Here is a 17,804-nt window from a genome sequence, read left to right as displayed (position 1 = left end):
ACAACACGTCACAATTCAGACAGTCCGACCGTCGGCAGTTCGCCGAAACGGGAGAAGTCACGATCGAGCGTGATCAGTTCGGACACGCCGTTCGCCAGGCACAGGGCGGCGATCCGCGCGTCGTGGACCATCGGCCCGGCCACACGGGCCGCGTGAATCACGTCGCGCGCCACGGCCCAGTGCTGCGCACCTTCGGACAACAATCGCAGCGACGGTGAACCCAGCCACGCGTCGATCTGCTGCATCGCCTGCTCCGACGTGCTGGGCGGCCGATAGATCTTCGGGCTGGTCACGATGGAGTAGAACCCGTAGAGGCACGCCGTCGACACCAACATCCTGGTCTATGCCCACAGGGCGGATTCGCCGTTTCACGACCGCGCGGAGGCGGTCTTCATAGGAGAATTCTAGCGGGAATACCGCTAGCGGTATTCCTAGAGCATGCGGGAGGACGAGCCCTCCACCTGCTGGCAGTATTGACACTTCTCGCTCACCACACCTTGTTCGTGTGATGGCGGGTGTGAGCGCTCCGGCGACTCGACGGCATCGGCCGGCCCTTACGAACGGCCGACATCTTCGCACGCGTTTCGGCGCTCGCCTTCTTGCCATAATTCGGGTTCCGCTCTCCGCGCTTCTGCTCGGAGAGCTTGGCGCGAGTTTCGTCGGAGACGGTATGCCCATAGCTAGGGTGCTCAGCTCCAAACTTTCCGAAGTTCGGATTCGCCGCGCCCGAGTTTGTTCCCTTACGTTCATCGACCCACTTAGCCCGTTGCTCGGGTGTGTGCGAGTGTCCATAGAAGGGCGCTTCCGGACCGTACCGGTGAATACCCGGCCGGCCAGTCGAGCGGACCCGGGCGGCCTCACGCATCTCTGCAGTCCACTCGATTCCCGACGGCCCAAGTCCGCCACCGGACAGGTTGAGAAGCGGTTGACCTTCGAAGCGCAAATACGCGATCCACGCAGTCTCGGTCTCACCAAGATCGTCGCGTGTCCCACAGCAGTCCAGTACATCCACGATGACATCGCTCCGGTCTTGCTTCCGAAGCCAGTCGTAGAACGGCGTCTTCCGTCCCGAAGCAGCAACCTGGAAGTGCTTTCTCAACCGAACAGGAGCCGAGAGCGATGTCTGACCGACATACCTGTAGTCACATGAATCACGGAGTCTGATCCCGTAGACAACTCCACCTTTGTCTTCCCGACTTGCTGCCATACCTCTTTTCTACATTGCCGGTCCGACAGCACTCTCCTGCATCGATGGCGACCTGGACGGCGGTGGCCCCGATCCGAAGATCGGGGCCACCGTCAATCATTTCCGCAGGTCACAGTGTGCAGCTCACACAATCCTCCACTTGCGTCCCCTCAAGGGCCATCTGGCGCAGGCGGATGTAGTACAGCGTCTTGATCCCCTTGCGCCACGCGTAGATCTGCGCCCGGTTGACGTCGCGCGTGGTGGCGGTGTCCTTGAAGAACAGCGTCAAGCTCAGACCCTGGTCGACGTGCTGGGTCGCCGCCGCGTAAGTGTCGATGATCTTCTCGTAGCCGATCTCGTACGCGTCCTGGTAGTACTCCAGGTTGTCGTTGGTCATGTAGGGCGCCGGGTAGTAGACGCGGCCGATCTTGCCTTCCTTGCGGATCTCGACCTTCGCCGCGACCGGGTGGATCGAACTGGTCGAGTGGTTGATGTAGCTGATCGAGCCGGTCGGCGGCACCGCCTGCAGGTTCTGGTTGTAGATGCCGTCGCGCTGCACGGCTTCCTTCAGCTCCCGCCAGTCCTGCTGGTTGGGGATGTGGATACCGGCCTGGCCGAACAGGTCGCGCACCTTCTGCGTCGCCGGCTCCCACGCCTGCTCGGTGTATTTGTCGAAGAACTCGCCCGAGGCGTACTTGCTGCGCTCGAAGCCCTCGAAGGCGGTGCCGCGCTCGCGCGCGATCCGGTTCGACGCGCGCAGCGCGTGGTAGAGCACCGTGTAGAAGTAGATGTTCGTGAAGTCGATGCCCTCGTCGCTACCGTAGAAGACCCGTTCGCGCGCAAGGTAGCCGTGCAGGTTCATCTGCCCCAAGCCGATGGCGTGGCCGCGGTCGTTGGCCTTCTTGATCGACGGCACCGAGTCGATCGACGTTTGGTCGGCGACGGCGGTCAACCCACGGATGGCCACCTCGATCGACTGCCCGAAGTCGGGCGAATCCATCGTCTTCGCGATGTTCAGCGACCCCAGGTTGCACGAGATGTCCTTGCCGATCTCGGCATAGGACAGGTCGTCGTTGAACGTCGACGGGGTCGACACCTGCAGAATCTCCGAGCACAGGTTGGAGTGGGTGATCTTGCCGTCGACCGGGTTCGCCCGGTTCACCGTGTCCTCGAACATGATGTAGGGGTAGCCCGACTCGAACTGCAGCTCGGCCAGCGTCTGGAAGAACTCGCGGGCCTTGATCTTCGTCTTGCGGATCCGCTTGTCGCCCACCATCTCGTCGTAGCGCTCGGTGACGTTGATGTCGGCGAACGGAACGCCGTAAATCCGCTCGACGTCATACGGGCTGAACAGGTACATGTCGTCGTTGCGCTTGGCCAGCTCGAAGGTGATGTCGGGGATCACCACGCCCAGCGAGAGCGTCTTGATGCGGATCTTCTCGTCGGCGTTCTCGCGCTTGGTGTCGAGGAAGCGGTAGATGTCGGGGTGGTGCGCGTGCAGGTACACCGCGCCGGCGCCCTGGCGCGCACCGAGCTGGTTGGCGTAGGAGAAGGAGTCCTCCAGCAGCTTCATGATCGGGATGACGCCGCTGCTCTGGTTCTCGATCTTCTTGATCGGCGCGCCGTGCTCGCGGACGTTGCTCAACAGCAGCGCCACGCCACCGCCGCGCTTGGACAGCTGCAATGCGGAGTTGATCGAGCGGCCGATCGACTCCATGTTGTCCTCGATGCGCAGCAGGAAGCAGCTCACCGGCTCGCCGCGCTGCTTCTTGCCCGAGTTGAGGAAAGTCGGGGTGGCCGGCTGGAAGCGGCCGGAGATGATCTCGTCGACGAGCTGGCGGGCCAGCACCTCGTCACCGTCGGCCAGGGTCAGTGCCACCATGCACACGCGGTCCTCGAAGCGCTCGAGGTAGCGCTTCCCGTCGAAGGTCTTGAGCGTGTAGCTGGTGTAATACTTGAACGCCCCGAGGAAGGTCGGGAAGCGGAACTTCTTGGAGTACGCGTAGCCGAACAACTCCTTGACGAACTCCCGGCCGTAGCGCTCGAGCACCTCGGGCTCGTAGTAGTTCTCCTCGACCAGGTAGTCCAGCTTCTCGTCGAGGTCGTGGAAGAAGACCGTGTTCTGATTGACGTGCTGCAGGAAGTACTGGTTGGCCGCCTCCCGGTCCTTCTCGAACTGGATCTTGCCGTCAGCGTCGTACAGGTTGAGCATCGCGTTGAGCGCGTGGTAATCCAGCTCGCCCGGTTCGTGGCCGGACGGGCTCGGGTGGACGCCCGACTGGCTGGCCGACGCGGTGTCAGAGGTGGTGGTGGGCGACGACACGATAGACACTCCTGTGCAGATCTGGATCTAAGTGGGTTTGCGTTGGGGAGACGGTGCGGCCCCGGGTGCGGGGCTCCTGCGACGGCGCGGTGGCCGATCCGGGCGGACGGGCTAGGTCGCCAGCAGTTGGCCGTGGGCCTGCGCGAACTCGCCCAGCCCCTCGCGGACGCGTTCCACGTCCTCGGCGGTGCCCATGAGTTCGAACCGGTAGAGGAACGGGACCCCGCATTTGCCGGCGATGATCGTGCCGGCCATGCCGTACTCCTCGCCGAAGTTGGTGTTTCCCGCGGCAATCACCCCGCGGATGAGAGAGCGGTTGTGCGGATCGTTGAGGAAATGGATGACCTGTTTGGGGACGTATCCCCCGCCGACCGCCGTCGTGCTGCGCCCCCCGCCGTAGGTCGGGGTGATCAGCACGTACGGCTCGTCGACGGTCAGCCGCTCCGCACGGTCGTGGACCGGGATCCGCCGCGCCGGCACGCCCAGCTTCTCCACAAACCGGTGCGTGTTGTCCGACACCGACGAGAAGTAGACGACCGACAGCGACATGACCCGGCCTGCGTTAAGCGGAAGCGGTGGCCGAACCGGCGGCGCCGGTCGCACTCGCCGCACTGCCGGCGGCCAGCGCCTTGATGCGGTCGGGGCGGAAGCCGGACCAGTGCTCGTCACCGGCGACGACGACGGGAGCCTGCAGGTAGCCGAGCGCCATGACGTAGTCGCGCGCCTCGGAATCCTCCGAGATGTCGACCACCTGGTACTCGACACCGGCCTTGTCGAGAGCCTTGTAGGTAGCGTTGCACTGCACACATGCCGGCTTGGTGTAGACGGTGATAGCCATCAGCAGCTCCGAATTCCATCGATGTCGTTCTGGGGTACCCCGAACACTACACCTTGTGTCTGACATTGCCAGCCAACACTAGAAGTTGTGAATTACATTTATGAAACTCGCTGGTCGCAGGCCTACACGATCACAAATTCTCGGCGTGTCTCGGCGTGTCGGGCGTGTCGGGAAACCCCCGCGGATCCGCCGCCCCGGGGCCGGGTTCCGGCCCCCGCGCCGTCGATGTTCTCGGTGTGCGAGACGACCCGATACCCTCGTCTCATGGACAGCGGCGGACTCGGTGGGCTCCCGCTCGTGGGCAACGACCTGCTCGCGCAGCGCGACGAGCGGGCCGACGCCGCCCAGAACCGGGCCAAGCTGCTCGACGCGGCCGCCCGCCTGGTCGCCGAGCACGGTGCCGCCGCCGTCACGATGGACGAGGTGGCCCGGGCCGCGGGCGTCGGCAAGGGCACCGTGTTCCGCCGTTTCGGCAGCCGCACCGGCCTGATGCGCGCGCTCCTCGACCATGACGAGCACATCCTGCAGCACGGATACCTTGCCGGCCCACCGCCGTTGGGCCCGGGCGCACCGGCGGTGGAGCGCCTCCTGGCCTACGGCCGGGCCCGACTCGCCCACACCCTGGCCCATCGCGACATCCTCGCCGAGGCGATCCCGGTCGAGGGCAGCCAGCGCTACACCATGCCGGTCATGATGGCCGCGACGATCCACGTGCGCATGTTGCTGGTCGAGTTGGGCGTCGCGCGGCCCGAGGTCGCCGCGCTGGCGATCGAGGCTCCGCTGCAGGCCGATGCGGTGCTCTTCCTGACCGATGTCGGGGAGCTGACCCCCGACGAGATCGTGCAGCAGTGGGAGCAACTGGTCCTCGCCCTGACCACCTGATCCCCTCTTACTTGAATCCGCCGTGCGCCACCAGCGCCTCGGCACGGGATAGATCCGGTCCGGTCGGCAGGAGCCGCAGGATCGGCCACGGCGCCAATCCGGGCTCACCCAACCCGAGCATCCGCGCCGCCTCGTCGTCGGCGACCGCATAGCGCATGCCGGTGTCCCCGACGAGGAACCGGCCGTGGCGCCGCGAGCTGCGCGGGTCCATCCCGGTCACCCGCACGTCGTGGGTCGCCCCGGCGGCCACCCGGACCTCGTCCACGCCCGGCCCGGTCCCATCGGCGCCCACCACCGCCACCGGCGGGCCGCCCGGGACCGCCGTCCCCACCCACAGCGCGGTGGTGGCCGCGGGTGCCCCCGGCGGCCGGTACCAGCTCTGGCACGCCACCGGAGCGTCGAGCGCGGCCACCAAGCGGGGCACCCGCTGCGGGAAATGCTCCACCGGCAACTCCCGGACCACCGCGGCCGACGCGGCACGGCCGGGCGCGACGACTGGGACCGCCGGCGCCGCATCGTCGGTCATCCGCAACAGGGCCGCCGCCACCGCGGAGACCGGTTGGACACCGCGCGACAGCACCACGAAGTGATCCGCGCGCCCCTCGAGTGCAGGCACCGCGAACACCGTTCCGACCGCCATCCCGAGCACCCCCGGCGACCCGGCGCCGGTCACGGCCGGCACCGTCAACGGGGCCACCTCCTCGATGGCATCGGCCAGCGCCGGTGAGAGGTGCCGGGGCACCGCGTCGTCGAGGCCGAGCACCCGGCGCACCCGCGCGTCCCCGGCGTCGATCCGGGCCCGGACGGTGCGCTGCGCGGTGCCGTGGCCGAGTCGGTAGACGAGGTAGTGGGTGTCCCCGACGAGGACGAACAAGCCGCGCTCGGGCCCGATCCCACTCGGCGACGGACCGTCGGTGACCACCACGGCGGTGCGTCGGGTCTCCGTGTGGGCCCGCGCCGCATCGCAGACCGCCCAGGTCGCGGCCGCGGCTCCACCGATCGCATTGGGTGCGCCGACGATCCCCAGCACCGGGCCGCGCGGGAGAGTGCGCAGTGCCGCTGGCGACACGGCCTTCGGATCGGCCGGCGTCTGCGCGATCAGTCGTGCCGACGCCAGGTTGAGGACGGGATGTGCGGTGTGGTCGACCACGACATACAGCCCGCCGTCGGAGCGGCTCGCCACGATCGGGGCGTCGGCCACCGACCCGACCGGGCGGATCAATCCGTAGACCCCGGCCCCGGCGGCGACCAGCAAGGCCAGGACCAGTCCCACCGTGACCGATTGGCGCTGGGCCCGCATGGGATCGTGGAGCATCCGGGCATCCCGGCGCACCAACGCGTGCTCGGCCCGGTGCAGCAGGAAGCGGTAGCCGCTCACCTGGGCGCGCGTCGTCAACTGTCTGACCATCGGATTCCCCCAAACCGATTCGCCGGCGCGGCGCGGTCCCCCCGGACCCGCCCGCGTGAACGCCGGCGCCGAGCACACTGTGTCACGCGACGGGGTCGGCGCGGGGCGGAATTGAAGCGCGGGGCGGATTTGCGCAGTCCTTCCGACGGCATCCGCCGGAACCCCCGCGCGTACCCGCGCACTGGGTTAGCGTCGTCGCACAGCGGCGGCCGGGGGCCGCCACGCACGTCGGAACGATTCGGGGGGATCGCCGTGTTCACCAAACCTGTGCCTGCCAGGGCGCCCGAGCGCACCGCGCCAGCCATGGCGCCCGCCTTCGACATCCCGCCGTCGGCCGACCCCAACCTCGCCGGCACCTCACCGGTCGGGGTGCGGTGGGCCGACACCACCCTGGTGACCGCGATCGGGTTGGCCCCGGCGCGACCGGTGGTGCGGGCGCACAGCGCCGGCGGATCGGCCGCGGTGGGCGGCCCCGACACCGCGGTGGACCTGAACCTCCTGGCGGCCTTCCGCCGCTCGGCACGCGTGCCGCTGTCCATCGACCTGGCCGTCACCGAACACCGCTATTGCGGTGCCGGTTCGATCGCCGCGGCCTACAGCCGGTCGCTGGGCTCGTTGCCGGTGGCGGCGGCACGGCAGACGACCATCGTCCTGCGCCTGCCCGCCGTGACGGCGGTACCCCCGCGGGCCCCGGGCGCAACCGCCGCGGCGGTGCTGGGCCGCGCGGCCCTGGTGACCAGGCGCCTCGCCGCACTCTTGGCGGCCCACGGGGTGCGGACCCACATCTTTGACGCCGCCGCGCTGACCGACCACACCGAGCAGCTCCTCGGCCCGCCGGGTGCCGCCCGGCGGGTGTTCGCACTGACCCCGGCGACGACCCCGGCGCACCTGCGGGCCGTGGCGGCCGACCACGCGGTCGCCCACACGACGGCGTTGCGCCTGTCCGGGTCGGCCCCACATCCACGCCTGGATGGACTGCTGGGCGTGACCGAGGTTCCGCGTGCGGGTCGCGCGCTGCGGGCGGTGCCGCCGGGGCTCGACCCCCTCGACGACGGCGCCGACGACGCCCTGGCCGACTTGGTGCCCACCGACGCCGTCCGTGCCACCGCACTCCCCGACTTGGCGGCCGACCCAATCTCCCTGGCGGACTGGCGGTTTCTACTCGGCGACGACGGCGTCTTGATCGGTGCCGCGCACGACGGCTCGGCGGTGACGGCTCCGCTGATCTCGTCGCCGGACCATCCGGCGTCGGTGATCGGCGATCCCCGGTTCATCGCACTGCTGGTCTATCGGTGCATCGGCGCCGGCGCGGCGATCAATCTGCACTCGCCACAGCCACACCGCTGGGCCCGCCTCGTCGACCTCGTCGACGACCCCGGGGTCCTGGCCCTCGGGCCCGCCCGTCCCGGCGCCGCGGCCCTGACTCGGGTCGACCTGTTCGACGAGTCGTCCGAGGATGCCGAGCACTGGCAAATCCGATTGCGCCGGGCCGTCGGGGACCGGGCGGCCGGGGACTGGGAGGCCGGGCCGGCACCGCGCACGGTCATCCGGGGCTCGCGTGCCGACCCGCGGATCGACCTCGTCGTCGACGGCCGCCCCCACCGGTTGACCGGCGCGGCGAGCGAACCGGAACGGACCCTCGTCGCCGCCCTGTGAGGGGTGGTCAGAGGGGGACGCGCGCCCGGTAGAAGGTCGCCTTCGACGAGGCGGCGGCGACGATCACATCGGGATCGGCGTCGGCCAGCCACACCGCCTGCCCCGAGGCGGCGGTGATCGTCTCCCCACCGCCGCGCACGTCGATGCGCCCGGCGGTGACCGCGAGAATCTGCGGGCCGGGCATGTCGAAGGAGATCGTCGACGGGTGGTGCATGCCGGTGCCGTCGAGTTCGACGCGGGAGAGCCGGAACTCGGGGGCCGGCGTGGTGTAGATCCGCTCTGCGCCCAGCACCGAGACGGCCGGGGACAACTCCGCCTGCGACACCGGGGTGAAGTCGAGCACCCGCAACAGCTCCGGGACGTCGATGTGCTTCGGGGTCAGTCCGCCTCGCAGCACGTTGTCGGAGTTGGCCATGATCTCGATGGCCGTCCCCTGCAGGTAGGCGTGCAGGTTGCCCGCCGCGAGGTAGAGCGCCTCGCCCGGCTCGAGATGGATGCGGTTGAGCAGCAACGACGCCAACACCCCCGGGTCACGGGGATAGGCCTCGCCCAACTCGAGGAGCGTGCGCAGTTCGGCGTCGAACTGTGAGCCGCCGCCCGCGGCGAGCGCCACCGCGGCGTCGATGACCGCCGGGACCAAGTCGGCGAGAACGGCCTCGGGCAACGTGATCCACGTGGTGAACAGCGCCCGCAGGCCCGCACTGTCGGGCTGGCCGGCGATCATCCCCAGGTAGGGGTCGAGCGCCGGCAGGGAGAGCTCGCGCAGCAATTCGACGGTCCGGGCCGGGTCGCGGAACCCGGCGAGCGCGTCGAACGGCGTCATCGCGAGGACCACCTCCGGTTTGTGCCACGGATCGCGGTAGTTGCGCTCGGGCGCGTCGACGCGGATGCCGGCGGCGTCCTCCCGCGCGAATCCCTCGGCGGCCTGCTCCGAACTCGGGTGGGCCTGCAACGACAGCGCTTCGTCGGCGGCCAGGACTTTGAGCAGGTAGGGCAACCGCACCCCGAACTCGTCGATGACGGTCGTCCCGAGCGCCGCCGCCGGATCGGCCTCGATCTCGTCAAGCAGCCCGCGCACCGGGTGCCCCTGCGCATCGAGGCACTGGGCCTGCCCCGCCGGATGGGCCCCGAACCACAGTTCCGCCTCCGGGTGGGCCGACGGGGTGGGCAGACCCCGAATGGTGGCGATGGCGGTGCGCGAACCCCAGGCGTAGGGGCGCACCAGGCCGGCGAGAACGCGCACGCTACCGCGCTCCGAGCAGTTGGGCGTAGACCGCGGTCATCTCCAGCCGCGCGGCCAGAACGAGGTAGGAGATCAACGCCTCGGCTCCCTCGTCGGATTCGACCGCCGATCCGGGCTCCACCGGTTCGCGCGGTTGCTCCTCGCCGGCGTCGGGGGCGGTGCCCACCAGGACCTCGGCACCGGGCAGCGCCGCCACCCGCCGGCGCGCCAGCCACTGCCGCCCCGGCGTGCTCAAGACGAACAGCTGCGCACGCGGCGGCAGCGGCCCGTCGATCTCGGGATCGTGGAAGAGCGAGTCGACTCCGGCGCCGCCGCCGTCGCGCAGGAGGCGGGTCATCGCCGACGCGAGATCCACCGCTCCGGCCGCCACCCCGCCGAGCGCGAACAGGGTGCTGGCCGTCCGGGCCGCCAGCGCGTCACCGGCCGGACTGTCCCCGCAGAACACCGGGGTGGCCGAGCCGATCCGCTCGACCAGTGTCTTCGCCGGGGCGCCGTAGACGTCGTGGGACGGATGGTTGCGCGCCGATTCGGCGTCCAGTGCATCGGCAAGGCGGTCCATGTCCAAGTCGCCGGCGACGTAGCGGACCTGGGTCAACCCCTGGCACACGGCGATCAGCGCGGCGACGTGGCCGACGAAGCGGAACTGCTCGCCGACCACCACGCGCGGCGCCAGGTCGATGCCGCGCCCCGCCACGGCACTGGCCAGCGGTCCCTCCAACGGGGCGACGACGACGAGTTCCGCGTGGCGCCGGGTCGCCCTCGAGGCGGCGTCGGCAAGTGCGAGGTCGCCCGCGTCGTCGCCGAGCAGCACGACGACGTCGAGCGGGCCGATCCATCCCGGCAGCGCCGGGGTGGACACGAGGGGGACGTCGAGACGGGCGGCGGTGTGGGCGATGACGAAGCGGGCCGACTGGGCGGCGGCCACCGAGGCCCCGGTGACGATGACGACGCTGCGCGGCCGCAGCCCGGCCAGCGGTTCGGTAACACCTTCGCGCACGGCCTCGGCCACGGCGCGCACCTGTGCGCCGGCCCGGGCCGCGGTGTGCAGCAGCCCGTCGACATCGGCATCGATGAGACCGCTCGGATCGTCGAGATCCACCCCTGTGGTGCGCATGGCTCTAGCGTATCCATCCGCGCGCGGCGATGGGCCGGGGCGGCTCAGTCGACGTCGGGAAGCACCCGCAAATGCCCGCGACGACCAGGTCGCGGCCGTACCGGCGGGGCCGGTTCCCCGGCGCCGAGCAGCGAACGGGACGACTCGGGTCCCCGTCCGCGCGGCGGCAAATCGTCGAAACCGTCGAGCGGCTCGGAACCGACGGCCACCGACTCGCGGACGGCCTCGGCCAGGGCGGTGAGTTCCTGCTCCTCGCTGGGCACACTGAACCCGCTGGAACTGCGCATGATCTCCCAGCCCCGCGGCACCGTGATCCGGTCGGCATGCAGCGCGCACAGGTCCCAGGAGTGGGGTTCGGCGGAGCCGGCGAGCGGACCGATCACGGCCGTCGAACCGGCGTAGTCGTAGGTCAGCGTCGCCACGGCCGGGCGGGAACACGCCGGACGGGAGCACTGACGGTGATTGGTCACGTTTGCCAGATTAGCCCTCCGGTGTGAGCGGTGGACGCAAGACACACCGGCGGCGCATCTCCCCGACCGCGATTCACCCACCTACACTCGTCCTGTGCGAACGGATTCCATTCGGGCGCGCCGGGCGCGCGATCGCCGTTCCCGGGGCCTGCGCTCCCCGCTGCTGCCGCAATCGGTGCCGGCGTGGATGTCGCGCGCCGACGAGTTCGACGCCGTGGTCATCGAGGCGATTGCCGAAATCGACGCCAAGTGGCACGACCAGTTGCGCGAACTCAACATCGCCGTCGACGACGTGCCCCGGATGCTGCCGATCGACCCGTCGACGATCCAGTGGCCGGCCGAGGTGTCGGCCGACCGCGCGGTTCCACTCGCGCGGCTGATCCCCGCGTCCGTGGATGCCGAGGGCAACTGGACCCGGGCCCAAGTCGTGGTGTTCCGCCGCCCGCTCGAATTGCGCTCGCGCGACCGCGACGACCTCGCCGACCTCCTGCGCGAAGTCCTCATCGAACAGGTCGCGACCTATCTCGGCATCGACGAGGACACCGTGGAAAACGGCCCGGGCTAATCAGATTCCGGGCCGGTCAGATCCCGGGCAGGTCAGATGATGCCGCGCTTGAGGCGCCGGCGCTCCCGCTCCGACAGCCCGCCCCAGATGCCGAAGCGTTCGTCGTTGTGGAGCGCGTAGTCGAGGCACTCGGCCTTGACCTCGCACCCCGAGCAGATGCGCTTGGCCTCGCGCGTCGATCCGCCCTTCTCCGGGAAAAAGGCCTCCGGGTCGGTCTGGGCGCACAGCGCCCGGTCCTGCCAGGTGTCCTCCATCGCGTCGAAGAGCGCGTCGAAATCGTCGGGAACAACCGACAGGTGCAGGCGCGGCCCCGGAGGGGCGGGCGCAGCACCGGGTGCCGGATTGCCGTACGCGGACGAGTCGTCGCCCAGCGGGTGTTGCATTCCCATCTCAGCGTCTCCTTCTCGTTGTCGCCTCAGCCTTGTCGTCTCGGCTGCCTACATCCCCGGCCGCCGGACACCCGAATGTGCTTGTCCGACAGTGTCCGACTCCGCCTGCGGCACCACCCGTGGTACCCGGCCAGCCGGTGGATTCGAACATGTGGTCGAACATGCTGTGCCTCAAGGCAATTCACATCCGTTGATACCAAGATTCAAAACCACAAATGACACTGATGTGATTAGACACTTGGTCCCTCGTCCAGGTCAAGCCGAACGGCGAAACACGTCTATATACCACCAAAATCGGTCAATCAAGGGTCTCGACACGAGCTTCAGGGATTCACGTGTCTCACACCACAATCTGGTGCCCACTACAGTGGTCCCTCGTGAAGGTCACTGTCCTCGTCGGCGGCGTCGGCGGCGCGCGCTTGTTGCTCGGCGCCCGCGAATTATTCGGCCGTACCCCGTTTCCTGGTGCCGGATCCGATGACGGATCCGACGGTCTGCAGCATACCGTCAGCGCGGTGGTCAACGTCGGCGACGATGCCTGGATGCACGGCGTGCGCATCTGTCCCGACCTCGACACCTGCATGTACACCCTGGGTGGCGGGATCGACGAGGAGCGCGCGTGGGGGCGGCGCAACGAGACGTGGCACGCCAAAGAGGAACTCGCCGCGTACGGCGCCAACCCCGACTGGTTCGGCTTGGGCGACCGCGACCTGGCGACGCACCTCATCCGCACGCAGATGCTCGAGGCCGGCTACCGGCTGACCGACGTCGCCGCCGCCCTCTGCCGGCGCTGGGATCCGGGTGTCCGGTTGCTCCCGGTCACCGACGAGCGCCACGAGACCCACGTCGTCATCGACCCGCCCGACGGGGACCGGCGCGCGATCCACTTCCAGGAGTGGTGGGTCCGGTACCGCGCACAAGTCCCCACCACCGGTTTCGCCCAGGTGGGCAGCGATAACGCGAAGCTCACCCCCGAGTCGGCCCGGGCCATCGCCGAGGCCGACGTCATCCTGTTCGCCCCGAGCAACCCCGTGGTCAGCATCGGCGCCATCCTGTCGGTCAATGGAATGCGTGCCGCCCTGCGCACCGCCTCCGCGCCGATCGTCGGGATCAGTCCCGTGATCGACAACAAGCCGCTGCGCGGCATGGCCGACGAATGCCTGTCGGTGATCGGCGTGGAGACGACGGCCGAAGCGATCGCCGCCCACTACGGTCCGCGCAGCGGCACCGGTCTGCTCGACGGTTGGCTCATCGCCGACGGCGACACCGCCACCGTCGACGGCATCGCGATCGGCACCGCCCCACTCCTCATGACCGATCCGGGCGCGACCGCGCAGATGGTGCGCGCCGCCTGTGCCCTGGTCGGCGTCGACACCCCGGCGTCGGCGGACCGGTCGTGAGCGCCGATCACCGCTCCGCCGGCGCGCTGACGATCATCGGCGTCCACGGCCTCCCCGAGTTCCGCCCGGGGATGTCGGTCGCCGCGGCCATCCTCGAGGCCGCCGACCTGCGCGACGGGGACGTCGTCGTCATCACCTCGAAGGTCTTCTCCAAGACCGAGGGGCGCATGGTGCCCGCGCCGACCGACCCGGAAGCACGCGACGCGCTGCGGCGCCGCCTGATCGACGAGGAGACCGTCCGCGTCGTCGCCCGCAAGAACCGCACGCTGATCACCGAGAACGCCAACGGGCTCATCCAGGCCGCGGCCGGCGTCGACGGGTCCAACGTGGCGGTCGACGAACTCGCCCTGCTGCCCCGCGACCCCGACGGCAGCGCCGCCGCCGTCCGCGCCGCGTTCGCGCAGGCCGGCTTCGACGTCGCCGTCGTCATCACCGACACGATGGGCCGGGCCTGGCGCACCGGGCAGACCGACGTCGCGATCGGCTCGTCGGGCCTGGCGGTCAGTCACAGTTATGAGGGGCGTCGCGACGTCCACGGCAACGAACTCGTCGTCACCGAGATCGCGGTGGCCGACGAGATCGCCGCAGCCGCGGACCTGGTGAAGGGCAAGCTCGACGGGGTCGCCGCCGCCATCGTGCGCGGCCTGGCGCCCCGTGACGACGGGAGTACCGCCGCCGACCTGGTTCGCCCCGCCGACGAGGATCTGTTCCGCCTCGGCACCGACCTGGCGGTGGCCCAGGGCCGTCGCGAGGCGGTGCTCACCCGCCGCTCGGTCCGCAGCTTTGCGTCGGACCCGGTCGACCCCGACCAGATGCGCGCCGCGCTCGCCGAGGCCCTCACCGCACCCGCCCCGCACCACACCCACCCGGTGCGCTTCGTCTGGCTGCGCGACCGGACCCGGCGCCTGGCCCTGCTCGACGCGATGGGCGACGCGTGGCGATCGGACCTGCGCGACGACGACAAGAGCGACGAGTCGATCGCCAAGCGCGTGCGCCGCGGCCAGATCCTCTACGACGCCCCGGAGGTGGTGATCCCGTTCTTGGTGCCTGAGGGCGCCCACACCTACCCCGACGACCGGCGCAATGCCTGCGAGCACACCATGTTCACCGTCGCCTCCGGCGCCGCGGTCGGGATGCTGCTGGTGGCCCTGTCCGCCCGCGAGATCGGGAGCTGCTGGATCGGCTCGACGATCTTCGCCGCCGACGTCGTCCGCACCCAGCTGGACCTGGACGAGCGGTGGGAACCGTTGGGCGCGATCGCCATCGGTTATCCGCCGACCCGCCCCGACGACGGCTCCAACCCGCCGACCCGTCCCCCGGCCGATCCGACCGGTCTGGTGGTGGAGCTGTGAACCTGCACGCCTCGACGCGCGCCGCCCTGGGCTCCTGGGCGGCGCACAGCGCCGAACAGGACTCGCTGCGCCACACCTATCTGGCGTTCCTCGACGCCGCCCCCGACGGCTGCCTGCGCGCCCACGAGCCCGGCCACATCACCGCCTCGGCGCTCGTCGTCGATGCCGGGGTGACCCACGCCCTGCTGACCCTGCACCCGCGCGTGGGCGCCTGGGTGCAGCTGGGCGGGCACTGCGAGCCCGACGACCCGTCAATCGAGGCGGCCGCGCTGCGCGAGGCCGGCGAGGAGTCCGGCATCGACGGGCTGCGACTGGCCCCCGGGCCGGTCCACCTGCACACCCACCCGATCACCTGTTCGCTGGGCGTGCCGACCCGGCACCTGGACGTGCGGTTCGCCGCGATCGCCCCGGCCACCGACGACGGCAACCTGCCCGCGATCGTGCGCAGCGACGAATCGCTGGACCTGCGCTGGTGGCCGCTCGGCGAGCTGCCCAACGACGAGCTGGTGCCCCTCGTCGACGCGGTCCGCCGTCGCCTGGCCTGACCCGCGCCCGGCCCATTCGACGCGCCCGTTATTCGACGCGCCCGTTATTCGACGCGCCCGTTATTCGACGATGACGCCCTTGCCGACGGCGACGATCCCGCCGTCGCTGACCGTGTGGAGCGTCCGGTCGCGCTCGAGGTCCACGCCGAGCTGTGCCATCGGCGAGACCACCACGTTCTTGTCGAGGATCGCGTTGCGGACGACGGCCCCGGACTTGATCCGGACACCGGGCATCACCACGCAGTCTTGGACGACGGCCCCGTCTTCGATGACCACGTCGGTGGCGATGACCGACCCGCTGACCGCGGTCGCCTTGATGATCGACCCGGCGCCCACCACCGAGTTCTGCACCGACCCGCCGCCGATGAACTTCGCCGGGGCCAGGTTGGACGTCTCACCGCGGATCGGCCAGTGCCGGTTGTAGAGGGTGAAAACGGGATTCGGCGACACCAGGTCCATGTGCGCGTCATAGAAGGCGTCGATGGTCCCGACGTCGCGCCAATAGCCGCGGTCGCGCTCGGTGGCGCCGGGCACCTCGTTGTCGCGGAAGTCGTACACCGCCGCCTCGCCCCGCGCCACGAAGGCGGGGATGATGTCGCCGCCCATGTCGTGGCCGGAATCCTCGTTTGCCGAATCCGCGCGCAGCGCCTCGATCAGCGCGTCGGTGGTGAAGACGTAGTTGCCCATCGACGCCAGCGTCATCGTCGGGTCGTCCGGCGTCGCCGGCGGATCCGCGGGCTTCTCCACGAACCGCGTTATCCGTCCGTCGTCATCGGCGTCGATGCAGCCCAGCGCGTGGGCCTCGTCGCGCGGCACCCGGATCCCCGCGACCGTCGCCGACGCTCCCGAGGCGATGTGCGCGGCCACCATCTGCGACGGGTCCATCCGGTACACGTGGTCGGCGCCGAAGACCACCAGGTAGTCGGGGTTCTCGTCGTGGACCAGGTTGAGCGACTGCAGGATCGCATCCGCACTGCCGGTGAACCAGCGCTTGCCGAGCCGCTGCTGGGCGGGCACCGAGGTGATGTACTCGCCGTGGAACCCGCTGACCCACCAGGTCTGGGCGATGTGGCGGTCCAGCGAATGGGACTTGTACTGGGTCAGGACGCAGATGCGTTCGTATCCGCCGTTGACGAGGTTGGAGAGGACGAAATCGATGAGGCGGTACGTGCCCCCGAAGGGAACGGCCGGCTTCGCGCGGTCGGCCGTGAACGGGTAGAGGCGCTTGCCCTCACCCCCGGCAAGCACGATGGCCAAGACATGCGGTGCGGCTCTCACACCACAAACCTAGCCCACGCCCGGCCCCCGCGCTCAAGACCCGGCGGTGGTGATGTCCACCGCGGTCGTCACCGAAACGGTGCCCCCGCCGCCCGGTCCGCACAGCGCCGCGGCCCGCTCGCGCAGCCGCGCCGGGTCGGAGTGAAACGCACTGGGCCCCATCGCGATCGCATCGACCACCTCGTCGACGGTCCACTCGTCGCGCCGCTGCACCGTTGTCGTGCTGACCGCGGCGAATCCGGCGTCACCGAGCTCGGCGACGAGCCGGGCGTGTTTGCCCGGCGCGATACCCACCATGCCCATGGGGTCGATCAGCTCGCCGAGGTGGTCGGGCCGCGGGGTGACCACGACGATGCGCCCGTCGGCGCCGAGCACCCGGCGGGCCTGGCCAAAACCGCGCGGGGCGAAAACGGCGAGGACGACCGCGGCCGCACCGTCGGCCACCGGCCAGGGCCGCCACAGATCGGCGACGACGGCGCCCGCCCGCGGGTGGATGCGTGCGGCGGAGCGCGCCGCATACTTCGACAGGTCCATGCCGATTCCCCGGGCCCGGGGTATCCGGGTCAGGCACGACGCCAGATAGTGCCCGGTCCCGCAGCCGGCGTCGACGATCAGCGGGGCCGGCCCGGATCCGCCGCCGACGGCACCGGCCACGGCGTCGGCCACCGCGCCCCGGATGGCGGCATACGGCTCAGTGTCGAGCACGCGGCGCCGAGCGGCGACCATGTCGGCGGAATCGGACGACAGACCCGACGACCCGCCGTCGAGCAACGAGACATAACCCTGCCGCGCGATGTCGAATCGATGCCCCGAGGAGCACCCGAGGGTGCCCGAGAGCGGTTCGACGCGCGAGACCGCCCCGGCACAAACCGGGCAGCGCAACGCTTCCATGACGCCGTCGAGTGCGGCGCCCGGGGGCGCTGTCCCGGGAGGGGGTGTCAGCCGGCGACTCCGCGCAGCTCTTCGCCGAGTGCGGCCGCTTCCTCAGCGGTCAGCTCGACCACGAGACGTCCGCCACCTTCGATCGGGATGCGCACTACGATCCCGCGGCCCTCCTTGGCTGCCTCCATCGGGCCATCTCCGGTGCGTGGCTTCATCGCCGCCATCGTGCAACTCCCTCCGAGTTATCAATCTGGTTCATCATACCTGGTCATC

Annotated in this window: 19 protein-coding genes; 6 read left to right on the top strand and 13 right to left on the bottom strand. The window is 69.9% G+C overall.

The genetic code is table 11. The features are described from left to right. Positions 1–8: 8 nt before the first annotated feature. The 5 genes from nbrcactino_RS11825 to nbrcactino_RS11805 all read right to left on the bottom strand — a co-directional run bounded on the left by nbrcactino_RS11825 (position 9) and on the right by nbrcactino_RS11805 (position 4,347). Positions 9–335, bottom strand: coding sequence for a PIN domain-containing protein (locus tag nbrcactino_RS11825; RefSeq protein WP_161927765.1), 327 nt, complete (start codon positions 333–335; stop codon positions 9–11). Positions 336–487: 152 nt separating this feature from the next. Then, a complete protein-coding gene (locus nbrcactino_RS11820; protein ID WP_228460841.1) occupies positions 488–1,099 on the bottom strand; it encodes an NUMOD3 domain-containing DNA-binding protein in 612 nt (203 codons plus the stop codon). A gap of 217 nt (positions 1,100–1,316) precedes the next feature. After that, positions 1,317–3,509: a class 1b ribonucleoside-diphosphate reductase subunit alpha gene (nrdE, locus tag nbrcactino_RS11815; protein ID WP_186343379.1), complete on the bottom strand. Its 2,193-nt coding sequence runs from the start codon at positions 3,507–3,509 to the stop codon at positions 1,317–1,319. A 111-nt stretch (positions 3,510–3,620) separates the two neighbouring features. Then, the gene (gene nrdI, locus nbrcactino_RS11810) at positions 3,621–4,058 is read right to left on the bottom strand and encodes a class Ib ribonucleoside-diphosphate reductase assembly flavoprotein NrdI (RefSeq protein WP_161927764.1); all 438 of its coding nucleotides are present in this window, start codon (positions 4,056–4,058) and stop codon (positions 3,621–3,623) included. 13 nt (positions 4,059–4,071) lie between these two features. Further along, positions 4,072–4,347 (bottom strand): redoxin NrdH, encoded by a 276-nt coding sequence (locus nbrcactino_RS11805; protein ID WP_161927763.1) that lies wholly within the window; start codon positions 4,345–4,347, stop codon positions 4,072–4,074. A gap of 264 nt (positions 4,348–4,611) precedes the next feature. On the opposite strand from nbrcactino_RS11805, the gene nbrcactino_RS11800 reads away from it, so the two are divergent. After that, a complete protein-coding gene (locus nbrcactino_RS11800) occupies positions 4,612–5,229 on the top strand; it encodes a TetR/AcrR family transcriptional regulator (protein WP_161927762.1) in 618 nt (205 codons plus the stop codon). Between the two features lie 7 nt (positions 5,230–5,236). On the opposite strand, the gene eccB is transcribed toward nbrcactino_RS11800, so the two are convergent. Next, entirely contained in the window at positions 5,237–6,637 is a 1,401-nt protein-coding gene (eccB, locus tag nbrcactino_RS11795; RefSeq protein ID WP_161927761.1) for a type VII secretion protein EccB, read from the bottom strand. Positions 6,638–6,940: 303 nt separating this feature from the next. Here eccB and nbrcactino_RS11790 point away from each other — a divergent pair, with 303 nt between their 5' ends. After that, entirely contained in the window at positions 6,941–8,293 is a 1,353-nt protein-coding gene (locus nbrcactino_RS11790; protein WP_161927760.1) for a hypothetical protein, read from the top strand. Between the two features lie 7 nt (positions 8,294–8,300). Here nbrcactino_RS11790 and manA read toward each other — a convergent pair whose 3' ends face one another. The 3 genes from manA to nbrcactino_RS11775 are packed head-to-tail and all read right to left on the bottom strand — an operon-like array spanning position 8,301 to position 11,120. Then, positions 8,301–9,536 (bottom strand): mannose-6-phosphate isomerase, class I, encoded by a 1,236-nt coding sequence (manA, locus tag nbrcactino_RS11785; RefSeq protein ID WP_161927759.1) that lies wholly within the window; start codon positions 9,534–9,536, stop codon positions 8,301–8,303. Between the two features lies 1 nt (position 9,537). Next, positions 9,538–10,650, bottom strand: a complete 1,113-nt coding sequence (locus nbrcactino_RS11780) for a hypothetical protein (protein WP_161927758.1) — start codon at positions 10,648–10,650, stop codon at positions 9,538–9,540. 44 nt (positions 10,651–10,694) lie between these two features. Continuing rightward, positions 10,695–11,120 carry a DUF3499 domain-containing protein gene (locus nbrcactino_RS11775; RefSeq protein WP_161927757.1) on the bottom strand — a complete coding sequence of 142 codons (426 nt, stop codon included), beginning with the start codon at positions 11,118–11,120 and terminating at the stop codon, positions 10,695–10,697. 94 nt (positions 11,121–11,214) lie between these two features. On the opposite strand from nbrcactino_RS11775, the gene nbrcactino_RS11770 reads away from it, so the two are divergent. Continuing rightward, positions 11,215–11,685 (top strand): metallopeptidase family protein, encoded by a 471-nt coding sequence (locus tag nbrcactino_RS11770; RefSeq protein ID WP_228460840.1) that lies wholly within the window; start codon positions 11,215–11,217, stop codon positions 11,683–11,685. A gap of 32 nt (positions 11,686–11,717) precedes the next feature. On the opposite strand, the gene nbrcactino_RS18025 is transcribed toward nbrcactino_RS11770, so the two are convergent. Then, positions 11,718–11,939: a WhiB family transcriptional regulator gene (locus nbrcactino_RS18025; protein WP_186343385.1), complete on the bottom strand. Its 222-nt coding sequence runs from the start codon at positions 11,937–11,939 to the stop codon at positions 11,718–11,720. A 512-nt stretch (positions 11,940–12,451) separates the two neighbouring features. On the opposite strand from nbrcactino_RS18025, the gene cofD reads away from it, so the two are divergent. Genes cofD through nbrcactino_RS11750 form a run of 3 tightly spaced genes read left to right on the top strand, consistent with a single transcriptional unit; the run spans position 12,452 to position 15,371 of the window. Continuing rightward, a complete protein-coding gene (gene cofD / locus nbrcactino_RS11760; RefSeq protein WP_161927755.1) occupies positions 12,452–13,474 on the top strand; it encodes a 2-phospho-L-lactate transferase in 1,023 nt (340 codons plus the stop codon). Then, the gene (locus nbrcactino_RS11755; RefSeq protein ID WP_161927754.1) at positions 13,471–14,826 is read left to right on the top strand and encodes a coenzyme F420-0:L-glutamate ligase; all 1,356 of its coding nucleotides are present in this window, start codon (positions 13,471–13,473) and stop codon (positions 14,824–14,826) included. The genes cofD and nbrcactino_RS11755 overlap by 4 nt, the downstream gene beginning before the upstream one ends. Then, positions 14,823–15,371 (top strand): NUDIX hydrolase, encoded by a 549-nt coding sequence (locus nbrcactino_RS11750; RefSeq protein ID WP_161927753.1) that lies wholly within the window; start codon positions 14,823–14,825, stop codon positions 15,369–15,371. Before nbrcactino_RS11755 ends, nbrcactino_RS11750 begins: the two co-directional genes overlap by 4 nt. A gap of 60 nt (positions 15,372–15,431) precedes the next feature. Here nbrcactino_RS11750 and glgC read toward each other — a convergent pair whose 3' ends face one another. The 3 genes from glgC to nbrcactino_RS11735 are packed head-to-tail and all read right to left on the bottom strand — an operon-like array spanning position 15,432 to position 17,755. After that, positions 15,432–16,649: a glucose-1-phosphate adenylyltransferase gene (gene glgC, locus nbrcactino_RS11745; RefSeq protein ID WP_161927752.1), complete on the bottom strand. Its 1,218-nt coding sequence runs from the start codon at positions 16,647–16,649 to the stop codon at positions 15,432–15,434. Between the two features lie 33 nt (positions 16,650–16,682). Next, on the bottom strand, positions 16,683–17,540 hold the full coding sequence (locus tag nbrcactino_RS11740) for a putative RNA methyltransferase (RefSeq protein WP_228460839.1): 858 nt from the start codon (positions 17,538–17,540) through the stop codon (positions 16,683–16,685). 47 nt (positions 17,541–17,587) lie between these two features. Then, the gene (locus nbrcactino_RS11735) at positions 17,588–17,755 is read right to left on the bottom strand and encodes a DUF3117 domain-containing protein (RefSeq protein ID WP_007322703.1); all 168 of its coding nucleotides are present in this window, start codon (positions 17,753–17,755) and stop codon (positions 17,588–17,590) included. Positions 17,756–17,804 lie beyond the last annotated feature (49 nt).

Origin of the sequence: Gordonia crocea (assembly GCF_009932435.1) — a bacterium.
Classification (GTDB): Bacteria; Actinomycetota; Actinomycetes; order Mycobacteriales; family Mycobacteriaceae; genus Gordonia; species Gordonia crocea.
The sequence above is the reverse complement of the archived record's forward strand: the minus strand, read 5'-3'. Positions and strand labels throughout refer to the sequence as shown.